Annotated in this window: 21 protein-coding genes and 1 pseudogene; 18 read left to right on the top strand and 4 right to left on the bottom strand. The window is 61.9% G+C overall.

Annotated features, from left to right (window positions below; translation table 11 throughout):
* Window positions 1-70: 70 nt before the first annotated feature.
* The 4 genes and pseudogenes from mutS to M1E16_RS21595 form a co-directional block, all read right to left on the bottom strand.
* A complete protein-coding gene (mutS, locus tag M1E16_RS21610) occupies window positions 71-2,638 on the bottom strand; it encodes a DNA mismatch repair protein MutS (protein WP_434572145.1) in 2,568 nt (855 codons plus the stop codon).
* 229 nt (window positions 2,639-2,867) lie between these two features.
* On the bottom strand, window positions 2,868-3,035 hold the full coding sequence (locus M1E16_RS21605; protein WP_305499122.1) for a hypothetical protein: 168 nt from the start codon (window positions 3,033-3,035) through the stop codon (window positions 2,868-2,870).
* Window positions 3,032-3,790, bottom strand: a complete 759-nt coding sequence (locus M1E16_RS21600; protein ID WP_458128340.1) for a zeta toxin family protein — start codon at window positions 3,788-3,790, stop codon at window positions 3,032-3,034. Before M1E16_RS21600 ends, M1E16_RS21605 begins: the two co-directional genes overlap by 4 nt.
* Before the next feature lie 257 nt (window positions 3,791-4,047).
* A pseudogene (locus tag M1E16_RS21595) lies at window positions 4,048-4,349 on the bottom strand (DUF6124 family protein).
* Between the two features lie 521 nt (window positions 4,350-4,870).
* Here M1E16_RS21595 and M1E16_RS21590 point away from each other — a divergent pair.
* The 18 genes from M1E16_RS21590 to M1E16_RS21505 all read left to right on the top strand — a co-directional run bounded on the left by M1E16_RS21590 (window position 4,871) and on the right by M1E16_RS21505 (window position 18,888).
* Complete coding sequence (locus M1E16_RS21590) at window positions 4,871-5,605, top strand: LexA family transcriptional regulator (protein WP_305501185.1); 735 nt, start codon at window positions 4,871-4,873, stop codon at window positions 5,603-5,605.
* Window positions 5,606-6,064: 459 nt separating this feature from the next.
* A complete protein-coding gene (locus M1E16_RS21585) occupies window positions 6,065-6,226 on the top strand; it encodes a Com family DNA-binding transcriptional regulator (protein WP_458128339.1) in 162 nt (53 codons plus the stop codon).
* A gap of 40 nt (window positions 6,227-6,266) precedes the next feature.
* The gene (locus tag M1E16_RS21580; protein ID WP_458128338.1) at window positions 6,267-6,911 is read left to right on the top strand and encodes a hypothetical protein; all 645 of its coding nucleotides are present in this window, start codon (window positions 6,267-6,269) and stop codon (window positions 6,909-6,911) included.
* Window positions 6,912-6,992: 81 nt separating this feature from the next.
* A complete protein-coding gene (locus tag M1E16_RS21575; RefSeq protein WP_458128337.1) occupies window positions 6,993-7,337 on the top strand; it encodes a phage holin family protein in 345 nt (114 codons plus the stop codon).
* A 195-nt stretch (window positions 7,338-7,532) separates the two neighbouring features.
* Entirely contained in the window at window positions 7,533-8,117 is a 585-nt protein-coding gene (locus M1E16_RS21570) for a phage tail terminator protein (protein ID WP_458128336.1), read from the top strand.
* The gene (locus M1E16_RS21565) at window positions 8,114-8,296 is read left to right on the top strand and encodes a DUF2635 domain-containing protein (protein WP_434601704.1); all 183 of its coding nucleotides are present in this window, start codon (window positions 8,114-8,116) and stop codon (window positions 8,294-8,296) included. The genes M1E16_RS21570 and M1E16_RS21565 overlap by 4 nt, the downstream gene beginning before the upstream one ends.
* On the top strand, window positions 8,296-9,792 hold the full coding sequence (locus M1E16_RS21560; RefSeq protein WP_458128335.1) for a phage tail sheath subtilisin-like domain-containing protein: 1,497 nt from the start codon (window positions 8,296-8,298) through the stop codon (window positions 9,790-9,792). The genes M1E16_RS21565 and M1E16_RS21560 overlap by 1 nt, the downstream gene beginning before the upstream one ends.
* A 66-nt stretch (window positions 9,793-9,858) precedes the next feature.
* On the top strand, window positions 9,859-10,206 hold the full coding sequence (locus tag M1E16_RS21555; RefSeq protein ID WP_024780162.1) for a phage tail tube protein: 348 nt from the start codon (window positions 9,859-9,861) through the stop codon (window positions 10,204-10,206).
* Window positions 10,203-10,499, top strand: coding sequence for a phage tail assembly protein (locus M1E16_RS21550; protein ID WP_458128334.1), 297 nt, complete (start codon window positions 10,203-10,205; stop codon window positions 10,497-10,499). Before M1E16_RS21555 ends, M1E16_RS21550 begins: the two co-directional genes overlap by 4 nt.
* 130 nt (window positions 10,500-10,629) lie before the next feature.
* Window positions 10,630-12,204: a phage tail protein gene (locus M1E16_RS21545; protein ID WP_458128333.1), complete on the top strand. Its 1,575-nt coding sequence runs from the start codon at window positions 10,630-10,632 to the stop codon at window positions 12,202-12,204.
* Complete coding sequence (locus tag M1E16_RS21540; protein ID WP_458128332.1) at window positions 12,191-13,429, top strand: DNA circularization protein; 1,239 nt, start codon at window positions 12,191-12,193, stop codon at window positions 13,427-13,429. Before M1E16_RS21545 ends, M1E16_RS21540 begins: the two co-directional genes overlap by 14 nt.
* Window positions 13,430-13,432: 3 nt before the next feature.
* A complete protein-coding gene (locus M1E16_RS21535; protein WP_434696952.1) occupies window positions 13,433-14,473 on the top strand; it encodes a phage baseplate assembly protein in 1,041 nt (346 codons plus the stop codon).
* A gap of 209 nt (window positions 14,474-14,682) precedes the next feature.
* A complete protein-coding gene (locus M1E16_RS21530) occupies window positions 14,683-15,192 on the top strand; it encodes a phage baseplate assembly protein V (RefSeq protein ID WP_434656101.1) in 510 nt (169 codons plus the stop codon).
* Window positions 15,192-15,590, top strand: a complete 399-nt coding sequence (locus M1E16_RS21525) for a phage GP46 family protein (RefSeq protein WP_434572167.1) — start codon at window positions 15,192-15,194, stop codon at window positions 15,588-15,590. The genes M1E16_RS21530 and M1E16_RS21525 overlap by 1 nt, the downstream gene beginning before the upstream one ends.
* Complete coding sequence (locus M1E16_RS21520) at window positions 15,580-16,620, top strand: baseplate J/gp47 family protein (RefSeq protein ID WP_458128331.1); 1,041 nt, start codon at window positions 15,580-15,582, stop codon at window positions 16,618-16,620. The genes M1E16_RS21525 and M1E16_RS21520 overlap by 11 nt, the downstream gene beginning before the upstream one ends.
* Window positions 16,608-17,207, top strand: a complete 600-nt coding sequence (locus M1E16_RS21515; protein WP_434656106.1) for a YmfQ family protein — start codon at window positions 16,608-16,610, stop codon at window positions 17,205-17,207. Before M1E16_RS21520 ends, M1E16_RS21515 begins: the two co-directional genes overlap by 13 nt.
* An 11-nt stretch (window positions 17,208-17,218) precedes the next feature.
* Window positions 17,219-18,382: a phage tail protein gene (locus M1E16_RS21510; protein WP_458128330.1), complete on the top strand. Its 1,164-nt coding sequence runs from the start codon at window positions 17,219-17,221 to the stop codon at window positions 18,380-18,382.
* Window positions 18,379-18,888, top strand: a complete 510-nt coding sequence (locus M1E16_RS21505; protein WP_458128329.1) for a phage tail protein — start codon at window positions 18,379-18,381, stop codon at window positions 18,886-18,888. Before M1E16_RS21510 ends, M1E16_RS21505 begins: the two co-directional genes overlap by 4 nt.

The raw sequence follows: 18,888 nt of genomic DNA, 5'->3' as shown, positions 1-18,888 counted from the left end.
TGCAAACCCAGGCTAATAGGCCGCAGCATCCCAAACCGCGCGAGATTCTAACAGCTTGAAAGCCTGTGCGTTAGACCCGTGTCTTCAATGTATAGAGTAAATCCAGCGCCCGGCGCGGGGTCATGTCGTCGAGGTCGAGCTTGGCCAATTCGTCGAGCACCGGATGCGGCAGGCTGGCGAACAGGTCGCTTTGCTGCGGCGCGGCCGGTTTGCCTTTGGTCGGGCGCGGTACCTCGTGCGGCAAGCTGGTGGTCTCCAGGCGGCTGAGGTGCTCGCGAGCGCGGGTGATGACGTCGCTTGGCACACCGGCCAGTTGTGCCACCGCCAGGCCGTAGCTCTGGCTGGCCGGGCCGGGCAGTACGTGGTGAAGGAACACGATGCGTTCGTTGTGCTCGGTGGCGTTGAGGTGGACGTTGGCCACCAGCGGCTGGCTCTCCGGCAACACCGTCAATTCGAAATAGTGCGTGGCGAACAGCGTATAAGCGCGCAACTGGGCCAGACGTTCAGCGGCCGCCCAGGCCAGGGACAGGCCGTCGAAGGTGCTGGTGCCGCGACCGACTTCGTCCATCAGCACCAGGCTGCGCTCGGTGGCATTGTGCAGGATGTTCGCGGTTTCGCTCATTTCCACCATGAAGGTCGAACGCCCACCGGCCAGGTCATCGCTGGAGCCGATCCGGGTGAAGATCCGGTCCACCAGGGACAGTTCGCAACTGGCCGCCGGGACAAAGCTGCCGATGTGAGCCAGCAGCACGATCAGCGCGGTCTGGCGCATGTAGGTGGATTTACCGCCCATGTTCGGACCGGTGATCACCAGCATGCGGGTATTGTCGTCCAGGCTCAGGTCGTTGGCCACGAACGGCGTGGTCAATACCTGCTCGACCACCGGGTGGCGACCCTGGCTGATGCGCATGCACGGCTCGCTGACGAAGCGTGGGCAATTGAGGTCCAGGTTCAGCGCGCGTTCGGCCAGGTTACTCAACACGTCCAGTTCCGCCAGGGCGGCGGCGGTGTCCTGCAACGGTGGGAGCTGGCTGATCAGGTCTTCGAGCAGCGCTTCGTAGAGCATCTTTTCCCGGGCGAGGGCACGACTCTTGGCTGACAGGGCCTTGTCTTCGAAAGCCTTGAGTTCCGGCGTGATGAAACGCTCGGCGCCCTTGAGGGTCTGGCGGCGAATGTAATCGGCCGGGGCTTGCTCGGCCTGCTTGCTCGGCAGCTCGATGAAGTAGCCATGGATGCGGTTGTAGCCGACCTTGAGGTTGGCAAGGCCGGTACGGGCCTTTTCCCGGGCTTCGAGGTCGATCAGGAACTGGCCGGCGTTTTCGCTCAACGATTGCAGCTCGTCGAGTTCGGCGTCATAACCGGTTTTCAGCACGCCGCCGTCCCGAATTACCGCTGGCGGATTGTCGATAATGGCCTTTTCCAGCAGCGCGGCCAGTTCCGGATAGGTGCTGGTGGTGCGCGCCAGCTGCTGCAGGTGAGGTGCTTCAAGGTCGGTCATCGCCACCTGAAGTTCGGGCAGCGCGCCGAGGGCGTCGCGCAGGCGCGCCAGGTCGCGAGGACGGGCGTTGCGCAGGCCGATCCGCGCGAGGATCCGCTCGATATCGCCGATTTCCTTGAGCTGCGGTTGCAACTGCTCGAAACGATACCGGTCCAGCAGGCAAGTAATGGAAGACTGGCGTGCTTGCAGTACCGTCAGGTCCCGCAGCGGTCGGTTCAGCCAGCGGGTCAGCAGGCGGCTGCCCATGGCGGTCTGGCAGCGATCGACTACCGATTGCAGGGTGTTATCGCGGCCACCGGCCAGGTTGGTGTCCAGTTCCAGGTTGCGTCGGCTCGCGCCGTCCAGCACGACCGTGTCATCCAGGCGTTCGTGACGCAGGCTGCGCAGATGGGGCAGGGCGGTGCGCTGGGTTTCCTTGGCGTAGGCCAGCAGGCAGCCGGCGGCGCCGATGGCCAGGGTCAGGTTCTCGCAGCCGAAGCCCTTGAGGTCCTGGGTGGAAAACTGCTGGCAGAGACTTTTCAACGCCGAGTCGCGCTCGAAATCCCACGGCGCCCGGCGACGTACGCCACGGCGTTTTTCCGCTGGCAGGTCTTTGGGCCAGTCATCCGGGATCAACAACTCCACCGGATTGACCCGCTCCAGTTCCGCCAGCAGGTTTTCCCAGCCCTTGATTTCCAATACCGAGAAGTTGCCGCTGGTGATGTCCAGCACGGCCAGGCCGAACAGGCGCTCGTCGCCGAGGACGGCGGCGATCAGGTTGTCCCGACGTTCATCCAGCAATGCCTCGTCACTGACTGTGCCCGGGGTGATGATCCGCACGACCTGGCGCTCCACCGGGCCCTTGCTGGTGGCCGGATCGCCGACTTGTTCGCAAATCACCACGGACTCGCCCAGCTTGACCAGTTTCGCCAGGTAGCCTTCCGCCGCGTGGTAAGGAATCCCACACATCGGAATCGCCATGCCCGCCGATTGCCCACGCGCCGTCAGGGTGATGTCCAACAGCTTGGCGGCCTTCTTCGCGTCCTCGTAGAAGATCTCGTAGAAGTCGCCCATGCGGTAGAACATCAGCTGATCGGGGTGCTGGTTCTTCAGGCGCCAGTATTGCTGCATCATCGGCGTGTGGGAGGACAGGTCGTTCACGGCTGTATTCATGGGTGTCAGGCAAAGCTCGTTGAAAGGTGTGGGGCAAAAGTGGGGGCATTGGCCCGGCTTTTCCGCGATGGGCGCAAGGTTAACATGGGCGGTCTGGTGCGACCCAGGGATGAGTGGCTTCGATTGTTTTCCCAGAATGTGGCGGAAAACCCTCTGGCCAGGTAAATCTGGCAACAAAAAGCCCGACATGTAGTCGGGCTTCTCTTGAATTTTGATATCAGCCTCGTTTCGCCTCGGCCTGCATCATCACCAGGTTTTGCTGCTTGGTAGCCTCTGTCAAAACCTCGCTATAAACACGTTTTTTTTGGTCCGATTTAGCATTACGAATAAAATCGGCAAAGGTGCTTTTGGTTCCTTTGGACAAGCCCAGCTTGATCGAAATCATAGGTGCCCTCCTGATGGTGGCTCGAGCATGGCCTCTAGGTCGGCCCGCGTGTGTTGCTCAGGGATATGGTAGTCAATTTTATCGACACCAGCTTTGTAAAGTCGTCCCGAATTGTCGATATGTTTGAGTAAAAGGTCCACATGGACATCGCCGCGATACTCTAGCTTAAGCGCGTTCACTACGTCACGTGCGGCGAAATATTGCTTGATGAAATGTTCTTTGCGGATCCTCCTGCCTTCGGCCGCCTCGCGAGCATTAACGAATCCCCAGGCGAGTACAGGCGACTGATATACATAAGGAATTTGTACGAATCGGCCTTTTCTCAAGGAGCGATCTACGTTTCGTCTTGCTACGTCTATGTTGGAAAACGTTCCATCAAGGATGAAGGACTGCCTTTGATCTAATGCGAAATCCAACATTTTATCGACCAGAATCGAAACTCCTCCCTGAAAAAGCCAGGAGTTTGCTCCAGCGTAAGCTGGAAACTCGCTTCGTAGCTCATCTGCGTCTATGCGTAGGATCGCTGAATCTGCGAACAGATTCACCAACGCTATTGATGCCTCGGTTTTACCGGCGCCCGGAGAGCCTGCCATAAAAACTGACACGGGCGCTTCCTCTGGCGGATAAAGAGCCTTATCTGTCAGTCGCTTCGCGATTGCTTTTTTATTGGACCGAGCGAAGCGCAATGCGTCTTCATGGACGGCTTGGTCTGCTGAGGCCAGTAGCCGGCTGCGTGTATCGGCATTCTCCGTCATTAATCCGATCCCTTTTCGATGGTCTGACTGTTTGTATCGAACTCCCCAGGCCTCTTTGTGCTTATTGCTGCCCATTTATAGTTGATAACGACGTGGCGGGGGAGCTTGCTCCCGCTTTGGGGGCGCAGCGGCCGCTAGAAACGGGGTGACTGCGTAACCCGGCGGGAGCAAGCCCCCTCGCCATAGGGGGTTGTCCTTCTTGAATGAACAGCCTGGCGACATGCAGGCTTTTTTTGTTCTCGTCGAATCGGCCTGTTTTATCTGGGAACCACCACATCCAACGCCCGATTCGCCAGCAACTGGCTCAGCTCGATCATCTGGAGGATCCCTAGGGCGATATATCGTCGCGAGCCTTCCAGGTCAAACGCGAGATCGCTGACCATGGCGTTGGCCGAGGCCAGGGTTTCGCTGAGGTTGGCGAGCAGGCATTCGGTGTCGATGTTGGGAGCAAAAGGTAGAGGGTATCGGATCTTTCCTCTTCGGCTTTCGGCTTGAGGTTATCTTCGAGGGGATTTGGTATCTGTTTGGACATGGTCTTGGATCCTTGAGTTGGAGCCACTACCAATCCGCTACTAAACGAGATGGGCGGCAGCTGTACGCAGGTTAGTAGACCGGGGATCCAAGAAACCGGCGCGCCCGAGGGCGCCCTGCGCACAGCTACCATTGAGCGCAGGTAAAAATATCTGGCTGAGCGGAGCGATGTACGTCTTGGAATGCCGGGCTACTAAACCCGATCACTGATGGACAGTGACAAGATCAAAAGTACCGGTGGGGCCCAAGGCGCACAAGCCGGCGGATTCTGGCGTAGTTGTAGGCAGAGGCGCAAGGCAACGTAGTCTCGCGATGCGCATTTGAAGGACGAGGTGGGAGGTTTTTCCTAAGGCGGTGTAGGACGAATCCCGTGGCGAGGGAGCTTGCTCCCGCTGGGCTGCGCAGCAGCCCCTTTTGTGAGCGCTGCGCACTCAAGCGGGAGCAAGCTCCCTCGCCACAAAAGCATCTGGCAGAACTTAAGCACAGTGTTTGCGTATTTATGCAAAACAGCATTTGTCTTCCACGAAAAGAACAAGCATTATGCGCGTTATGCAAAAACGCAACGTTTCTACCGTATTAAGAGCATTGCTCGATCAGCACGGGATCTCCCCCACGGAGCTTCACCGGCGTACCGGCGTGCCTCAGTCCACCCTCTCGCGGATCCTCAGCGGCAAGATCGTCGACCCTTCGGATAAACACATCTCGAAGATCGCCGAATATTTCGCCGTGAGCACCGACCAGTTGCGTGGGCGGGTCGACGTTGCGCCTGCCGGCAACAGCCGCCGCGAAGAGCCGCATTCCGAACTCAAGGACATAAGCCTGTGGGACGATGACACGCCCGTCGAGGAAGACGAGGTGTCCGTTCCTTTTCTGCGTGAGGTTGAATTGGCTGCTGGATCAGGAAGATTCGTCATCGAGGAAAGCGAGCGCTCAAGCCTGCGTTTCGGCAAGCGCAGCCTGCGCCACAACGGCGTGCAGTTCGACCAGGCCAAGTGCGTGACGGTGCGCGGCAACAGCATGTTGCCGGTGCTGCGCGACGGCGCCACGGTCGGGGTGAACGCGGGCAAATGCGGGATCGGCGACATCGTCGACGGTGACCTCTACGCCATCAACCACAACGGCCAACTGCGGGTGAAGCAGCTTTACCGCCTGCCAACCGGCATTCGTCTACGCAGCTTCAACCGCGATGAGCATCCGGACGAGGACTACACGTTCCAGGAAATGCAGGACGAGCAGATCGTCATCCTCGGTCACGTCTTCTGGTGGGGCATGTACGCCCGTTAACCCTTCCGCTGTCAGATAAAACCCGCCGCCGTGCGGGTTTTTTTTCGCCTCCTGGAAACCTTCAAGCCCGGTACTTACGCGGGCTCCATGCATTTGCGCATTCCTTGTGCATAAATAAATGCATTTACGCATTGACTGTATATGCATCCATGCATACTCTGTGTCCAAGCCGCTCGACAAAGCGGCTGGCAACAAAGCTCTTTAGTTCCACCAACAGGCAGCGATGAACCGGCCTTAACGGTTCAGAGGGTTGGCAACTGACCCGGGTGTGCAGCGTAAAGCACCAGAAGCAGTTATCCGGCGGGCAGGGACCGCGGTCGGAGGAACAATTTGAATGGATCCGTACCGCGCCAGTCGCGCCGAAAGATCAAGCGCATTACTGAAAAGCCTGGGCGACCGGGCTTTTTGGAATGCCTGTGCCGCGAGGTACTTCAAACCGCCGCCGTGGGAGGGCTTTAAATGCTGAAGGATTTCAGATGCGGTAACTGCAAAAGACTTCTTGCCCGCATGGGCGAGAACACCGAACTCCAGATCAAGTGTCCCCGTTGCGGGACATTGAATCATGTGAAGGCCGTTGAGCCTCGAGTGAACGCCGGCGAGCGAACAGTGCGTGCGGGATAAACCGTACTGCCAACTCAATGACACCCATCGAGGCAAGAAAATGAAACTACTGCAAAAAACTCTGCTGACGACGGTGTTTCTGTCGTCCTTCCTGTCCCTGAATGCCTGGGCTGATACGGCCTTGTCGTGGAACCTGGCCCGGGACATGTACCTGATGACCGAAGCGGCGCCGGCCGGCTCGCCCTGGTCGTTCATGCAAAACAAATCGGGGGTGAATGCCTCGGCCAACTACACGCTCTTTCCGTCGTTCCAGGCCGGGGTATGTAATGGCAAGCCAACCACCTGCTGGCGCGACGATGTGACAGCTGCCTGGATCTCCATTCCAAATGAAAGCTTCACCTTCACCGGCTCGGGCACCAGTTTCGTATTCAAGCAGGGCGATGTGGCCACGCATCCCGGCACCAACAGCCAAAGCATCTTCCGCTGGGCCAGTCCTGTCATCGGCAATATCAACGTGCTGGGTCGGGTCAATGACCTGCATAACGCCTGCGGGGATGGTGTTGGCTGGTCGCTCAACCTGGGCGACACCGTGCTCCAGTCCGGGAGCCTGGCTAACGGCGGTAGCGCCACGTTCATGCTGAACAACGTAGCGGTTACGCCGACGTCTTCGCTTTATCTGGTCATCGACAGAAAGGCTAACAACTCTTGCGACGCGACCAGTGTGGACATGCTGATTACTCGGTAGCGCAACAGGGCACCGACCCACATCTCATCCAACTTCAAACAACCTGCCCGCCCAATCTTAATCACCCCCAGGAAACGAGACATGACAAACGAGCAACAAGCGTTGCTGGACATGCCGATCTGGCTGGTCATCATGCTCGCCCTGGTGGGCGGGGTGACTGGCGAGATGTGGCGTGCCGACAAGGAGGGCGCCCGTGGCTGGTCACTGCTGCGGCGCCTGGCCCTGCGCTCCGGCGCCTGCATGATCTGTGGCGTCTCGGCGATCATGCTGTTGTACGCCATGGGCCTGTCGATCTGGGCCGCCGGTGCCTTCGGTTGCCTGACCGCGATGGCCGGGGCTGACGTGGCCATCGGGCTTTACGAGCGTTGGGCCGCCAAGCGGATGGGCATCAGTGAGCTACCGCCGCGCGATTCCCGTTCCGACTGATTTCCCGCCGCCGCTGCAAGATCGAGGCGACTTGCCTGGATGCCAGGGCCTGCCACTTATCTCCTGTGGGAGCGAGCTTGCTCGCGATTGCACTCTGACATCCAACATCTCCATCGACTGATACACCGCTTTCGCGAGCAGGCTCGCGCCCACAGGTTTCCCTGACGCTACTTTCCATACCACTGGAATTCCCCCATGAAGATCACCCCGATCCTCACGCAACTGCGTGAGCAGTGCCCCACGCTCGCCCGTCGCGTGGCGGCAGGCTTTGACCTCGCCACGCTGCAAGCCGAGGCCCCGCTGCAACTCCCCTGCGCCTATGTCCTGCCAACCGCCGACGTTGCCAGCAAGAACGCGGCGCAGAACGTCACGCTGCAAGCGGTGCGTGATCGTTTCGATGCCTTGCTGGTGCTCGACGCGACTGACGCGACAAAAGCGCTGGATCTGTTGCACGACCTACGGGCTGAACTGTGGCGCGCGCTGGTGGGGTTCAAGCCGGGCGCTGAGTACACCGGCGTCGAGTACGACGGCAGCGAGCTGGTTTCCATCAATAGCAGTCGTGTGTTGTACCGGCTGCGCTTTTTCGCCGAGTTCCAGCTGGGCCGCAATCTGCCGGGCCAGCCTGCCGAAAGCTGGCATGAGCGTGAACTGGACGGCTTGTCGTCCTTTACCGGGGCCACCGTGCGCGTCGATGCCATCGACCCGGCGGACCCCAACCTGAAACGTCCCGGCCCCGACGGGCGCCTGGAACTGACTTTCTCTGGAGACGTAACCCCATGAGCAAACGCATCACCGTGCTGCCGGCCCCTGGCCGCGCCGTACCGGACCCGGAAGCGGGCGATCTGTTGCCCCTCGAAGGCCGTGAAGTGCCGGACAACGCCTGGTGGCGTCGACGTCTGGCCGATGGCGATATCACTACCAAAGCCGTGCAAGCGGCAAAACCGAAGGGAGCCAAATAATGGCGATTGGATTCAGCAACATTCCCGCGGACATTCGTGTTCCGCTGTTCTACGCCGAGATGGACAATTCGGCCGCCAATAGCGCGTCGTCGGCCATGCGCCGGTTGATCGTCGCCCAGGTCAACGACAATATCGCCCCGGCCGAAGCCGGCAAGCTGGTGCTGGTGTCCAGCGTCGCGCTGGCCAAGAGCATTGGCGGGCAAGGCTCGATGCTGGCGTCGATGTACGAAACCTGGCGCAAAACCGACCCGATCGGTGAGATCTGGTGCCTGCCGCTGCATAACGTCGAAGGGGCGATTGCCCAAGGCACGCTGACGCTGACCGGCAGCGCTGCGGAGAGCGGCGTGCTCAACCTGTACGTCGGTGGTGTGCGTGTCCAGGCCGCCGTCGTCAAAGGTGCCAGCGCTGCCCAGGCGGCCACGGCGCTGACCCTCAAGATCAACGCATCCGCCGACCTGCCGGTGACCGCCGCGGCCGCCGAAGGCGTGGTGACCCTGAGTACCAAATGGACCGGCGCTAGCGGCAATGACATCAGCCTGCAATTCAATCGCTTGGGCAAGAGCAACGGCGAAGACACCCCGGCCGGCTTGACCACTGCCATCACCGCCATGGCCGGCGGCGCCGGTGTGCCGGACCAGACCGCCGCCGTCGCCGCCCTGGGCGATGAGCCGTTCGAATTCATCGCCATGCCGTGGTCCGACGTGTCGAGCCTCGACACCTGGCAAGCGGTCATGGATGACAGCACCGGTCGCTGGTCCTGGGCCAAGCAGTTGTTCGGTCACGTCTACAGCGCCAAGCGCGGCACCCTCGGCACTCTTGTCGCCGCCGGGCAGGCCCGCAACGACCAGCACATGACCATCCAGGCCCTGGAGCCAGGCGTGCCGCAACCGTTCTGGGTCCAGGCCGCTGCGCTGGCCGCGCGCACTGCGGTGTTCATTTCCGCCGACGCCAGCCGCCCGACCCAAAGCGGCAGCCTGCCGGGGCTCGATCCGGCATCGGCCAGCGAGCGTTTCACCCTGACCGAGCGACAGTCGTTGCTCAACTACGGCATCGCGACCGCTTACTACGAAGGCGGCTACGTTCGTATCCAGCGTTCCATCACCACCTATCAGAAGAATGCCTTCGGCCAGGCGGACAACTCCTACCTGGACAGCGAAACCATGCACCAGTCGGCGTTCATCGTGCGGCGCCTGCAAAGCGTGATCACCAGCAAATACGGTCGCCACAAACTGGCCTCCGACGGCACTCGTTTCGGCGCCGGCCAGCCCATCGTCACCCCGAGCACCATTCGCGGTGAGTTGATCGCCCAGTACGCCAAGCTTGAGTTGGAAGGCCATGTGGAAAACGCCGAGCTGTTTGCCGAGCACTTGATCGTCGAACGCGACAGCCAGGACCCGAGCCGGGTCAACGTGCTGTTCCCACCGGATTACATCAACGGCCTGCGCGTATTCGCGCTGCTCAACCAATTCCGCCTGCAATACGACGCCGCCGCCTGACAGTGGCACTCAGTTGCATGAATTCAGCCCACCTCGCGTGGGCTTTTTATTGAAGGGAGAAACACCATGGGTCAACTGATTGCGGGCACCTGCTACGTCAAAGTGGACGGCGCTCAACTGACCATCAACGGCGGCTGCGAAGCGCCACTGATGTTTACCAAACGCGAGACTGTCGTACCGGGTTTCTACAAGGAAACCGACATCGCGCCGTCGTTCAAGGTCACCGCGCTGCACACCGCCGACTTCCCGCTCAAGCAGCTGGTCGCCGGTACTGACATGACCGTCACCTGCGAATTCAGCAACGGCAAGGTCTACGTGCTGGCTGGCGCGTATCTGGTGGAAGAGCCGGTATCCAAAGGTGACGACGCTACCATCGAGCTGAAATTCGAAGGCATCAAGGGGACCTGGCAATGACTGATGTCGTGGCGTTGCGCGTGGCCATCGAGGCCCACGGCGAGCCGTTGAGCGAACTGACCTTGCGCCGTCCGACGGTGCAGGAGGTCCGTGCGATCAAGGCGCTGCCGTACAAGATCGACAAGAGCGAGGAGGTCAGCCTGGACATGGACGTCGCGGCCAAATATATCGCGGTGTGCGCCGGTATCCCACCGTCGTCGGTCAACCAGTTGGACCTGGCTGATCTCAACGCGCTGAGCTGGGCCGTCGCGAGTTTTTTCATGAGTGCGGCGTCGCGGCCATCGGCGACCTGATCACCGCCACCTATGACCTGGCCTGGTTCTGGAAGGTTGACCCCGAACAGATGATGGCCAGGCCACTGGATGTGCTCCGCGAATCCCTGGAGCACGCGCAACGGATCAATGCGATGCAGCAGGTGCAGTGATGGCAGAGACACAGAAGGTAGAGAAAAAGGCGCTACTGCTGACCGGTATCGACGAACTGTCGCCCAAGCTCGCCAGCCTGCGAGCGAAGGTCGCGAGCTTCAAGCAGAACCTCGACGCCACGGGCCTGGGCAGCCTGGATATTTCCGGGCTGCTGCCCAGCGGCGGCCTGGCCCAACCGTTCATGGACGGGCTCAAGTCGGCACTGGCCTTCAAGGACGAAGCTGGCGCAGCGAGCGCGGCGGCCAGTGCCGTCCAGGCGCCGGAAGCGCCTCGCATAGCGGCACAGAACCTGGAGGGATTGAAGACTTCCATCAGCAATGTGTCGGTGCAGTTCGGCTCGGCGCTGGGGCCTGCGGTCAACGCGGTGGCGGTCGGTTTGCAGCCGATGGTCAGCGGCGTGGCCCAGGTACTGCAGGACAACCCGCAACTGGTACAAGGCCTGGCGAATGGCGTCGTCGCGTTCAACGCGATCCAGACGGCGGTCAGCGGCGCGAGCCAGGCAATGGAAGTAGTCAACCTGGCCTTGAAGATGAACCCCATCGGCTTGATTGCCATGGGCATCGCCTTGGCGGCAGGGATGATCATCGCCCACTGGACGCCGATCTCGGCGTTTTTTGCCGGGCTCTGGCAACGGTTGGCGCCGATCGTCCTGCCAATGGTCGAGTTCTTCAAGACGCTGTTCGCCTTTACCCCGATGGGGCAGGTGATCAGCAATTGGGGGCCGATCAGCAGCTTTTTTGGCGCACTCTGGAATGTGATCGTGGCGGCGGCGACGCCGATCATCGGTTTCATGCAGACGCTGTTCGCCTGGTCGCCCCTGGGGTTGATCATTGCCAACTGGACGCCCCTGAGCGGGATGTTCGCGGCGATCTGGGATTTGCTCAAGGCCTTGACCGTGCCGGTGATGGCCGCGCTCAAAGGCCTGTTCGACTGGACACCGTTGGGGCTGATCATGGCCAACTGGGGCACGATTGGCGAAGTCTTCGCCGGGATCTGGGAGGGCATTCGCAATCAGGTTTCGATCATGCTGGCGGTGTTCAGCGGCCTGTTCGACTGGTCGCCCATCGAGGGCTTGACCCGGCAGTGGGGACCGGTGGGTGAATGGTTCAGCCAATGGTGGGACGAGCTGCAGGGCGTGATCGCGCCAATCAAGGCGTTCTTCAATGGCGGCTTCGGCGAGGTGATTGCCTCGTTCACCGGCAAGGTCGAGGGATTGGCCGAGGCGCAGCGCGCCACCAATGCCGAAGGCAAGGGTGAGCTGGCACCGGCGTTTTTTGGCGGGGCCAGCGAGCAGCCTTCGGGGCTGTCTTCAAGCCTTGCGCCGACGCCTGCCATGGCGTCTCCCAGAGCGTCCTTGACCCCAGGGGCATTGCCGCAAACTTCCGGAGCCCTGGTGCAACAAAGCGCCGCCAACAACCGCACGCAACTGGAAGGCGGCCTGACGGTGCGCTTCGAAAACGCGCCGGCGGGGTTGCGCGCCGACCCGCCCCAGACCAATCAACCGGGCCTGGCGGTGAGTTCGCGCATCGGTTATCGCTCACTTTCCGCAGGAGGTTCCAATGAGCTGGCGTGATCGTTTGTTGCCGGCGTCGTTTCGTGGCGTCGGGTTCTGGGTCGACCAGGCGAAAACCCCGATCGGTCATAAAGGCCAGTTGCATGAGTACCCGCAGCGTGACCTGCCGTATTTCGAGGGGCTCGGCCGGCAGGCACGCATCCACGAGTTGACGGCGTTCATCGTCGGCCCCGATTGCCTGGAGCAGCGCGACAAACTGCTCGCAGCCCTGGAGCAGGGCAGCGGTGAACTGGTGCATCCATGGCTGGGGCGCCTGCAGGTCAAAGTGGGCGAATGCGACATGACCCAGACCCGCCAGGACGGCGGGCTGGTCACGTTTGCCCTGAAGTTCTACCCCGACCAGCCGCTGCAGTTTCCTTCGGCGGCGATCAACAGCCAGAAACTGCTGCTGGTCTCGGCCGACAGCTTCCTCGGCTCGGCGGTGCGGCGTTTCGAAGACGCCATGAGCCTGATCAAGGCGGCGCGGATCGGCATCGCGGATCTGCGCAACAGCCTCAAGGAGGTTTATGGCGTCATCGAGCAGGAGCTCAAACCATTGATCGAGACCTATCGGCAACTCAGCGATCTGGTCAAGGCGGTCAAGGAGCTGCCCAAGGAAGTGGCGGCGGAATTCAAGGGACTGCTGGGTGACATTCGGGAGCTGAAGGATTTTGCCCGTGACGGCTATCGCGGCGTGATTGCCAGCGTGTCGCAACAGGTGGAAGCCATCCGTCAGGCGGACGCGCCCAAACTCACCACCGGCAAGGACACCACGGCGGCGGCCCAGGCGGTTGCCGATCTGGTCCAGGACACCTTGCTGGTGCAAGCGGCGCAATGGATTGCGGCGATGCCAGTGGCGGCGCCGGTGGTCAAGCTGGACGCCACTCCATCGGTGGCGCAACAGGCGGCGCAACCGGTCCAGCGCCGAGACGTGCCGGTGGCCGATGACGTGCTCGCCTTGCGCGATGCCCTCAACGAAGCCATTTGGCAGGCTTCCCTCAAGGCCGCTCCGGATCACTATCAGGCAATGAACAACCTGCGTCAGCAAATGGCCGCGCACTTGACGGCCGTGGCGTCGTCCGGTGTCCGGCTGATCAACCTGTCGTTCAAGCAAAGCCTGCCGGCGCTGGTGGTGGCGTATCAGCAATTTGCTGACGCTACCCGGGTGACCGAGGTGACCCAGCGCAACGGCGTGGCGCATCCTGGCTTCCTGCCGCCCAACGACCTGAAAGTCTCCGGGGAGTGAGCCATGAATGAGCTCGACAACGCTGTCACGCTCACCGTCGGCGGGCTGGATTACGGCGGCTGGAAAAGCGTGGAAATCAGTGCGGACCTGGAGCGCCAGTTCCGCACCTTCAAACTCGACATCACCTGGCAATGGCCGGGGCAGACCCAGGCGGTGCCGATTCGTCCCGGTGACGAATGCCAGGTGCGCATCGGCGCCGACCTGCTGCTCAGCGGCTACGTGTTCAAGGCGCCCATCAGCTACGACGGCCGGCAGATCAGCCTGAGCATCGAAGGCGGCTCCAAGACTCAGGACCTGGTGGACTGCGCGGCGATCAACCGCCCGACGCAATGGCGCGGGCAAACATTGCTGAGCATCGTCCAGGCGCTGGCATCGCCCTATGCCGTGGGGGTGGTCAGCGAGATCCCGGAAACCGCGCGCCTGAGCGAGCACAGCATCGTGCCTGGAGAAACGGTGTTTCAATCCATCGACCGTTTGTTGACGTTGTTCCGGGTGTTCTCCACCGATGACCCGCAGGGCCGGGTGCTGCTGGCCAAGCCCGGCAGCGGTGGGCGGGCCAGCGATGTGTTGGAACTGGGCAAGAATATTCTTTCGGGCAACGCGCCGATGGACTACAGCCAGGTATTTTCCGAATACCGGGTCATTGGCCAGCACAAAGGCAATGACCAGCAGAGCGGGGCGGCGGTGAGCGAGGTCTCGGGCACCGCCACTGACCTGGGCTTCAAGCGCAAGCGGGTGACCGTCATCAGCGAAAGTGCTCAGTTGACCCCGGCGCTGGCCCAGCAACGGGCCGACTGGGAAAGCGCGATTCGCAGCGGCCGCGCCCTGACCACCACCTACCGCGTGCAGGGCTGGCGCCAGGCCAACGGCGATCTCTGGCGGCATAACACCCTGGTGCGGGTGATCGATCCGGTGCTGGGGTTTGACGCTGACATGCTGATCTCCAAGGTCACCTATTCGCTGTCCGCCCAGGGTTCCGTCACCACCTTGCAAGTCGCCCCGCCGCACACCTTCGACGCGAACCCGGTGCCGCCCAAGGCCTGAGCCCGACGCCGATACCCGCCCTGGGCAAATCCCTTGTCGGAGCGAGCCCGCCGCCAGACTCCTGCCCAGCACAGATTCCTTGTGGGAGCGAGCCTGCTCGCCAAAGCGGTGGCTCGGTTTGCATCGATGTTGAATGTGCTGGTGCCTTCGCGAGCAGGCTCGCTCCCACAGTGCTCTGCCGTTAAACCCGATTCCGAAGGAAAAACCCAATGAGCCTACTGACCCGCCTCCTGGCGCGCGGCACTGTCGTGCTCGCCCATTCGGCGAATAAATTACAATCGCTGCAAATGCGCCTCACCGCTGGCGAAGTAAGCGACGACATGGAGCATTTCGAGCCCTATGGCTTCACCAGCAACCCGCTGGCCGGCGCCGAGGGCATCGCCACGTTCCTCGGCGGCGACCGCTCCCACGCGGTTGTGCTGGTGGTCGCCGATCGGCGCTTTCGTCTCAAGGCCCTGGCCCCGGGCGAAGTCGCGCTCTACACCGATGAAGGTGACAAGCTCCACTTCAAGCGCGGCCGGGTCATCGACATCGAGACCGCGACGCTGAACATCCGCGCCAGCAGCGCGGTGAACATCGACAGCCCGGTCATCAACCACACCGGCAAGATCGTTTCCCAGGGCGACCAGATCGCCGGCGGTATCAGCCAGATCAAGCACGTGCACGTTGGCGTACAGGCCGGCAACGGCCAGACCGGTGCGCCGGCGGGAGGCCAGTGATGTTCATCAGCCAGAACCTGCACGCCGCGCTGACCCGCTCGGTGCTGATCAGCCTGTTCACCTGGCGCCGCGCCGCCGCTGGCGATGCGGTCGATGACGACGAGCGTTTCGGCTGGTGGGGCGACACCTTTCCCACGGTCGCCGACGATCGCATCGGCTCACGGCTGTGGCTGTTGCGGCGGGTCAAGCTGACCCGCCAGACCCAACTCGACGCCGAATTCTATGCCCGCGAGGCGCTGCAATGGTTGATCGATGACGGTCATTGCAGCGCCATCGACATCATCAGCGAACGCCTCGACGCCCAGCGTCTGAACCTGCGCACGGTCCTGACCCTGGCCAATGGCGAGCGCCTGGACATCAACCCCGACCACAGCTGGCAGGTGACCTATGCCGTTTGAAACCCCTTCGCTGCCGGTGCTGATCAAGCGCGCCCAAAGCGACCTGGCCAGCGATTCGCTGCGCCAGTCCGACGCCCAGGTCCTGGCGCGTACCCTCGGCGGCGCCGCCTATGGCCTGTATGGCTATCTGGATTGGATCGCCGAGCAGATCCTGCCGGACAAGGCCGATGAATCGACCCTGGAACGCATCGCCGCCCTGCGCCTGAACCAGGCGCGCAAGGCCGCCCAGGTGGCCACCGGCAGCGTCAGCTTCACCGCCACGGCGGGTGCCGTGCTGGATGCCGACACGCTGCTGCAAGCGGCCGATGGCCGTACTTATAAAGTGACCACCGCGCGAACCACCAGCAATGGCCTGAACACCGCCGCCATTGCGGCACTGGAGGCCGGTAGCCTGGGCAATGCCGATGCGGGCCTGGTGCTCACGCCGGTGCAGCCGCTGTTGGGTATCGGCAACAGCTTCACCGTACTGGCGCCAGGGCTGACCGGCGGTGTCGCCCGGGAAAGCCTTGAATCCCTGCGGTCGAGGGTGATCCGTTCCTATCGGGTCATCCCTCACGGCGGTTCGGCCCAGGACTACGAGACCTGGGCCCTGGAATGTCCCGGCGTTACCCGCGCCTGGTGTCGCGGCAGTTACCTTGGGCCGGGGACCGTTGGCCTGTTCGTGATGCGCGACGACGATCCGCAACCGATCCCCAACGCCGAGCAACTGGAGGAAGTGCGGGCCTACATCGAGCCCTTGCGCCCGGTGACCGCCGAACTGCATGTGCTGGCCCCGACGCAGGTGCCGGTGAACTACAAGCTGCGCATCACCCCGGACACCAGCGCCGTGCGCGCCGCCATCGAGGCCCAACTGCGCGACCTTCATAACCGCGAAGCCGGCCTTGGCGAAACGCTGTTGCTGAGTCATATCGCCGAAGCGATCAGCAGCGCCACCGGCGAAACCGACCACAAGCTCAGCGCACCCGCCGCCGATGTGATCGCCGCCAGCAACCAGTTGCTGACCTTCGGAGGCTGCACATGGCTGGGATAAGAACCGCCGAACAATACCAGGCCCAACTGCGCAGCCTGCTGCCCAGCGGCCCGGCGTGGGACCCGGAGCGCGTGCCGGAACTGGACGAAGTGCTGCAAGGCATCGCCCAGGAGCTGGCGCGCCTGGATGCCCGCGCCGCCGACCTGCTCAACGAAATGGACCCGGCGGGAGTCAGCGAGCTGGTGCCGGATTGGGAACGGGTGATGGAGCTGCCGGATCCGTGCCTTGGCGCCACGCCGCTGTATGACGATCGCCGTCTCGCGGTGCGACGGCGGTTGCTGGCGGTGGGCAGCCAGGCCATCGCCTATTACGTGGAAATCGCCAGGAGCCAGGGTTACCCCAACGCAACGATTACCGAACTCAAGGCGCCGCGCATGGGCCGCGCACGGTTTGGCGAAGCGCACTTCGGAACGTGGCAGGCGCAATTCATGTGGACCCTCAACACCGGCGGCCGGCTGCTGCTGGGACGGCGCTTTGGTGCGAGCTATTGGGGCGAACGTTTTGGCGTCAATCCGGGGTCGGCGCTGGAGTGCCTTATTCACCGCAGTGCGCCGGCGCATACCAAGGTTCACATCAACTATGACTAGGGAGTAGACGGATGGATTATCCGAAAAGTGTACCCAGCGCCGGCTTGGTGAATGGGAGGTTCGTCGATGAAAATCCGTTGACCGGGACGCCGGGATCGTTGATTCCGGCGGATTGGGGGAATGGGGTGACGCAGGAGATCGTGAACGTCATCAAGGCGGGAGATCTGACGCCGGATGAGACCCGCAGCGATCAATTACTCGCGGCGATTCGGACGGTAACCGCCAAGGGCTGGAACCAGGACTTCGCTCTGCCGATCGCAGCGTTGCCGCTGCCGACGATTGCCACGGCGGACAGCCGTTTGGCCGTCACTCCAGCAGCGCTGTCCACCAGTGGCGGACGTGTCTCGATTCCGGCGGGTGTGTACGTCAGCATCGGGCAAGAGGTGGTAGCAGGACGGTTGGGGCGGACACGTACCTACGTGACGACGGCCTGGAGCAGCGCCGATCTGTTGCCCAGCGCCAGTTATTTTTTGCGGGCGCAGATAGTCGGTGATGCGCTGACGTTCTATGTGCAGCGAGGAAGCCTGTATGACCTTGCTCCAGAATCCCTGAAAGGCACCATCAACGGAGCGGCAGGCGGTGGGTTCCCATCGACCCCCCTGGACATGTGCCTGGCCTGGGTGGTGACCGGGACGCCTGGCTCCTTGCCGATGATTCGCACGATCTACAACCGGGCTCGCTTGACCTGGACCCAAACTCTAAATGGTACCGGGGTGGTTTATCTGCCGCTGGATCCACATGCGCGTGCGGGGCGGCTTGTGGCGGGCAATCCGACGCCTGCTTCGAACGCTGTGACCTCGTTAGCGTTTGTTCAGGCTGGGTGGCTTGGGGGCAATTACAGCTATCTGTCACCCGTCGCAACAACTCCCGGTAGCTATGCCGCAGGATGGGCGAATCCCGAAAGTCCTTACATGTGCGTGCTGTCCTCCAACAACGTCGTCAATGAGGTGAGTGTTTCTACCGTCACTGCCAGTTTTGACCATGCCCAATTGCGCTCACTTTGGCAGTCATACCAGGCCGAGCACGTCTTGGGCTCAACGAGCGCAGAAAATGACGAGTTGCTCTTGAGCATGGGAATCAAGGGGCATCAGGCCCTGACGGATTACAGCGTGGGCATCGGCGTCAACTTTATCAACGCAGTCAACGTTCACCTGTCCTGGGAGCTGATCCGATGAAAGTCGTTCAAGAACTGCACCAGTACGAAGAGGGACTGCGTCCGCCTCCACCTTCTGCGGCCCACTTCTGGGAGGACGGTACATGGATACTGACCAACGAGAGCGCTGCTGAACTGCTGCGCCTGGAAGGCGAGCGCCTGTGCGACAAGATCGATGCCGCTGCCGACAGCGCCCGTCGCGTTTTGGCCGGTGATCCGTTACGGGCCCTGGAATATCAACAAGCGGCCCTGCAAGCGCAGGCGTTCAAGGATCAGGGCTACCCGAAAAAAGCTGTTCCGTTGTCGGTTTCTGCCTGGGTCGTCAAGGGCCGCACAGCCAGGCAGGCGGCGGACCAGATCCTCGCCAAGGCCGCTGAATTCGACGCGAACCTGCTGGCGCTTCGCGAGTTACGCCTCAAGTCCAAGACGCAGATTCGCGCGCACCTAGCCAAGGGCAAATCGGATCTTGCCACTCAAGCCGCCGATGACGCGCTCGCGGCCATCCGGACGCTACGCCTTCGGGCTTGA

The sequence above is a fragment of the Pseudomonas sp. Z2-11 genome (assembly GCF_054161305.1).
The sequence above is the reverse complement of the archived record's forward strand: the minus strand, read 5'-3'. Positions and strand labels throughout refer to the sequence as shown.

Coding starts and splice junctions, on each gene's coding strand:
- M1E16_RS21605 (WP_305499122.1), bottom strand. CDS start 3,035: ATGATTTCGATCAAGCTGGGCTTGTCCAAAGGAACCAAAAGCACCTTT.
- M1E16_RS21600 (WP_458128340.1), bottom strand. CDS start 3,790: ATGACGGAGAATGCCGATACACGCAGCCGGCTACTGGCCTCAGCAGAC.
- M1E16_RS21590 (WP_305501185.1), top strand. CDS start 4,871: ATGCAAAAACGCAACGTTTCTACCGTATTAAGAGCATTGCTCGATCAG.
- M1E16_RS21585 (WP_458128339.1), top strand. CDS start 6,065: ATGCTGAAGGATTTCAGATGCGGTAACTGCAAAAGACTTCTTGCCCGC.
- M1E16_RS21580 (WP_458128338.1), top strand. CDS start 6,267: ATGAAACTACTGCAAAAAACTCTGCTGACGACGGTGTTTCTGTCGTCC.
- M1E16_RS21575 (WP_458128337.1), top strand. CDS start 6,993: ATGACAAACGAGCAACAAGCGTTGCTGGACATGCCGATCTGGCTGGTC.
- M1E16_RS21570 (WP_458128336.1), top strand. CDS start 7,533: ATGAAGATCACCCCGATCCTCACGCAACTGCGTGAGCAGTGCCCCACG.
- M1E16_RS21565 (WP_434601704.1), top strand. CDS start 8,114: ATGAGCAAACGCATCACCGTGCTGCCGGCCCCTGGCCGCGCCGTACCG.
- M1E16_RS21560 (WP_458128335.1), top strand. CDS start 8,296: ATGGCGATTGGATTCAGCAACATTCCCGCGGACATTCGTGTTCCGCTG.
- M1E16_RS21555 (WP_024780162.1), top strand. CDS start 9,859: ATGGGTCAACTGATTGCGGGCACCTGCTACGTCAAAGTGGACGGCGCT.
- M1E16_RS21550 (WP_458128334.1), top strand. CDS start 10,203: ATGACTGATGTCGTGGCGTTGCGCGTGGCCATCGAGGCCCACGGCGAG.
- M1E16_RS21545 (WP_458128333.1), top strand. CDS start 10,630: ATGGCAGAGACACAGAAGGTAGAGAAAAAGGCGCTACTGCTGACCGGT.
- M1E16_RS21540 (WP_458128332.1), top strand. CDS start 12,191: ATGAGCTGGCGTGATCGTTTGTTGCCGGCGTCGTTTCGTGGCGTCGGG.
- M1E16_RS21535 (WP_434696952.1), top strand. CDS start 13,433: ATGAATGAGCTCGACAACGCTGTCACGCTCACCGTCGGCGGGCTGGAT.
- M1E16_RS21530 (WP_434656101.1), top strand. CDS start 14,683: ATGAGCCTACTGACCCGCCTCCTGGCGCGCGGCACTGTCGTGCTCGCC.
- M1E16_RS21525 (WP_434572167.1), top strand. CDS start 15,192: ATGTTCATCAGCCAGAACCTGCACGCCGCGCTGACCCGCTCGGTGCTG.
- M1E16_RS21520 (WP_458128331.1), top strand. CDS start 15,580: ATGCCGTTTGAAACCCCTTCGCTGCCGGTGCTGATCAAGCGCGCCCAA.
- M1E16_RS21515 (WP_434656106.1), top strand. CDS start 16,608: ATGGCTGGGATAAGAACCGCCGAACAATACCAGGCCCAACTGCGCAGC.
- M1E16_RS21510 (WP_458128330.1), top strand. CDS start 17,219: ATGGATTATCCGAAAAGTGTACCCAGCGCCGGCTTGGTGAATGGGAGG.
- M1E16_RS21505 (WP_458128329.1), top strand. CDS start 18,379: ATGAAAGTCGTTCAAGAACTGCACCAGTACGAAGAGGGACTGCGTCCG.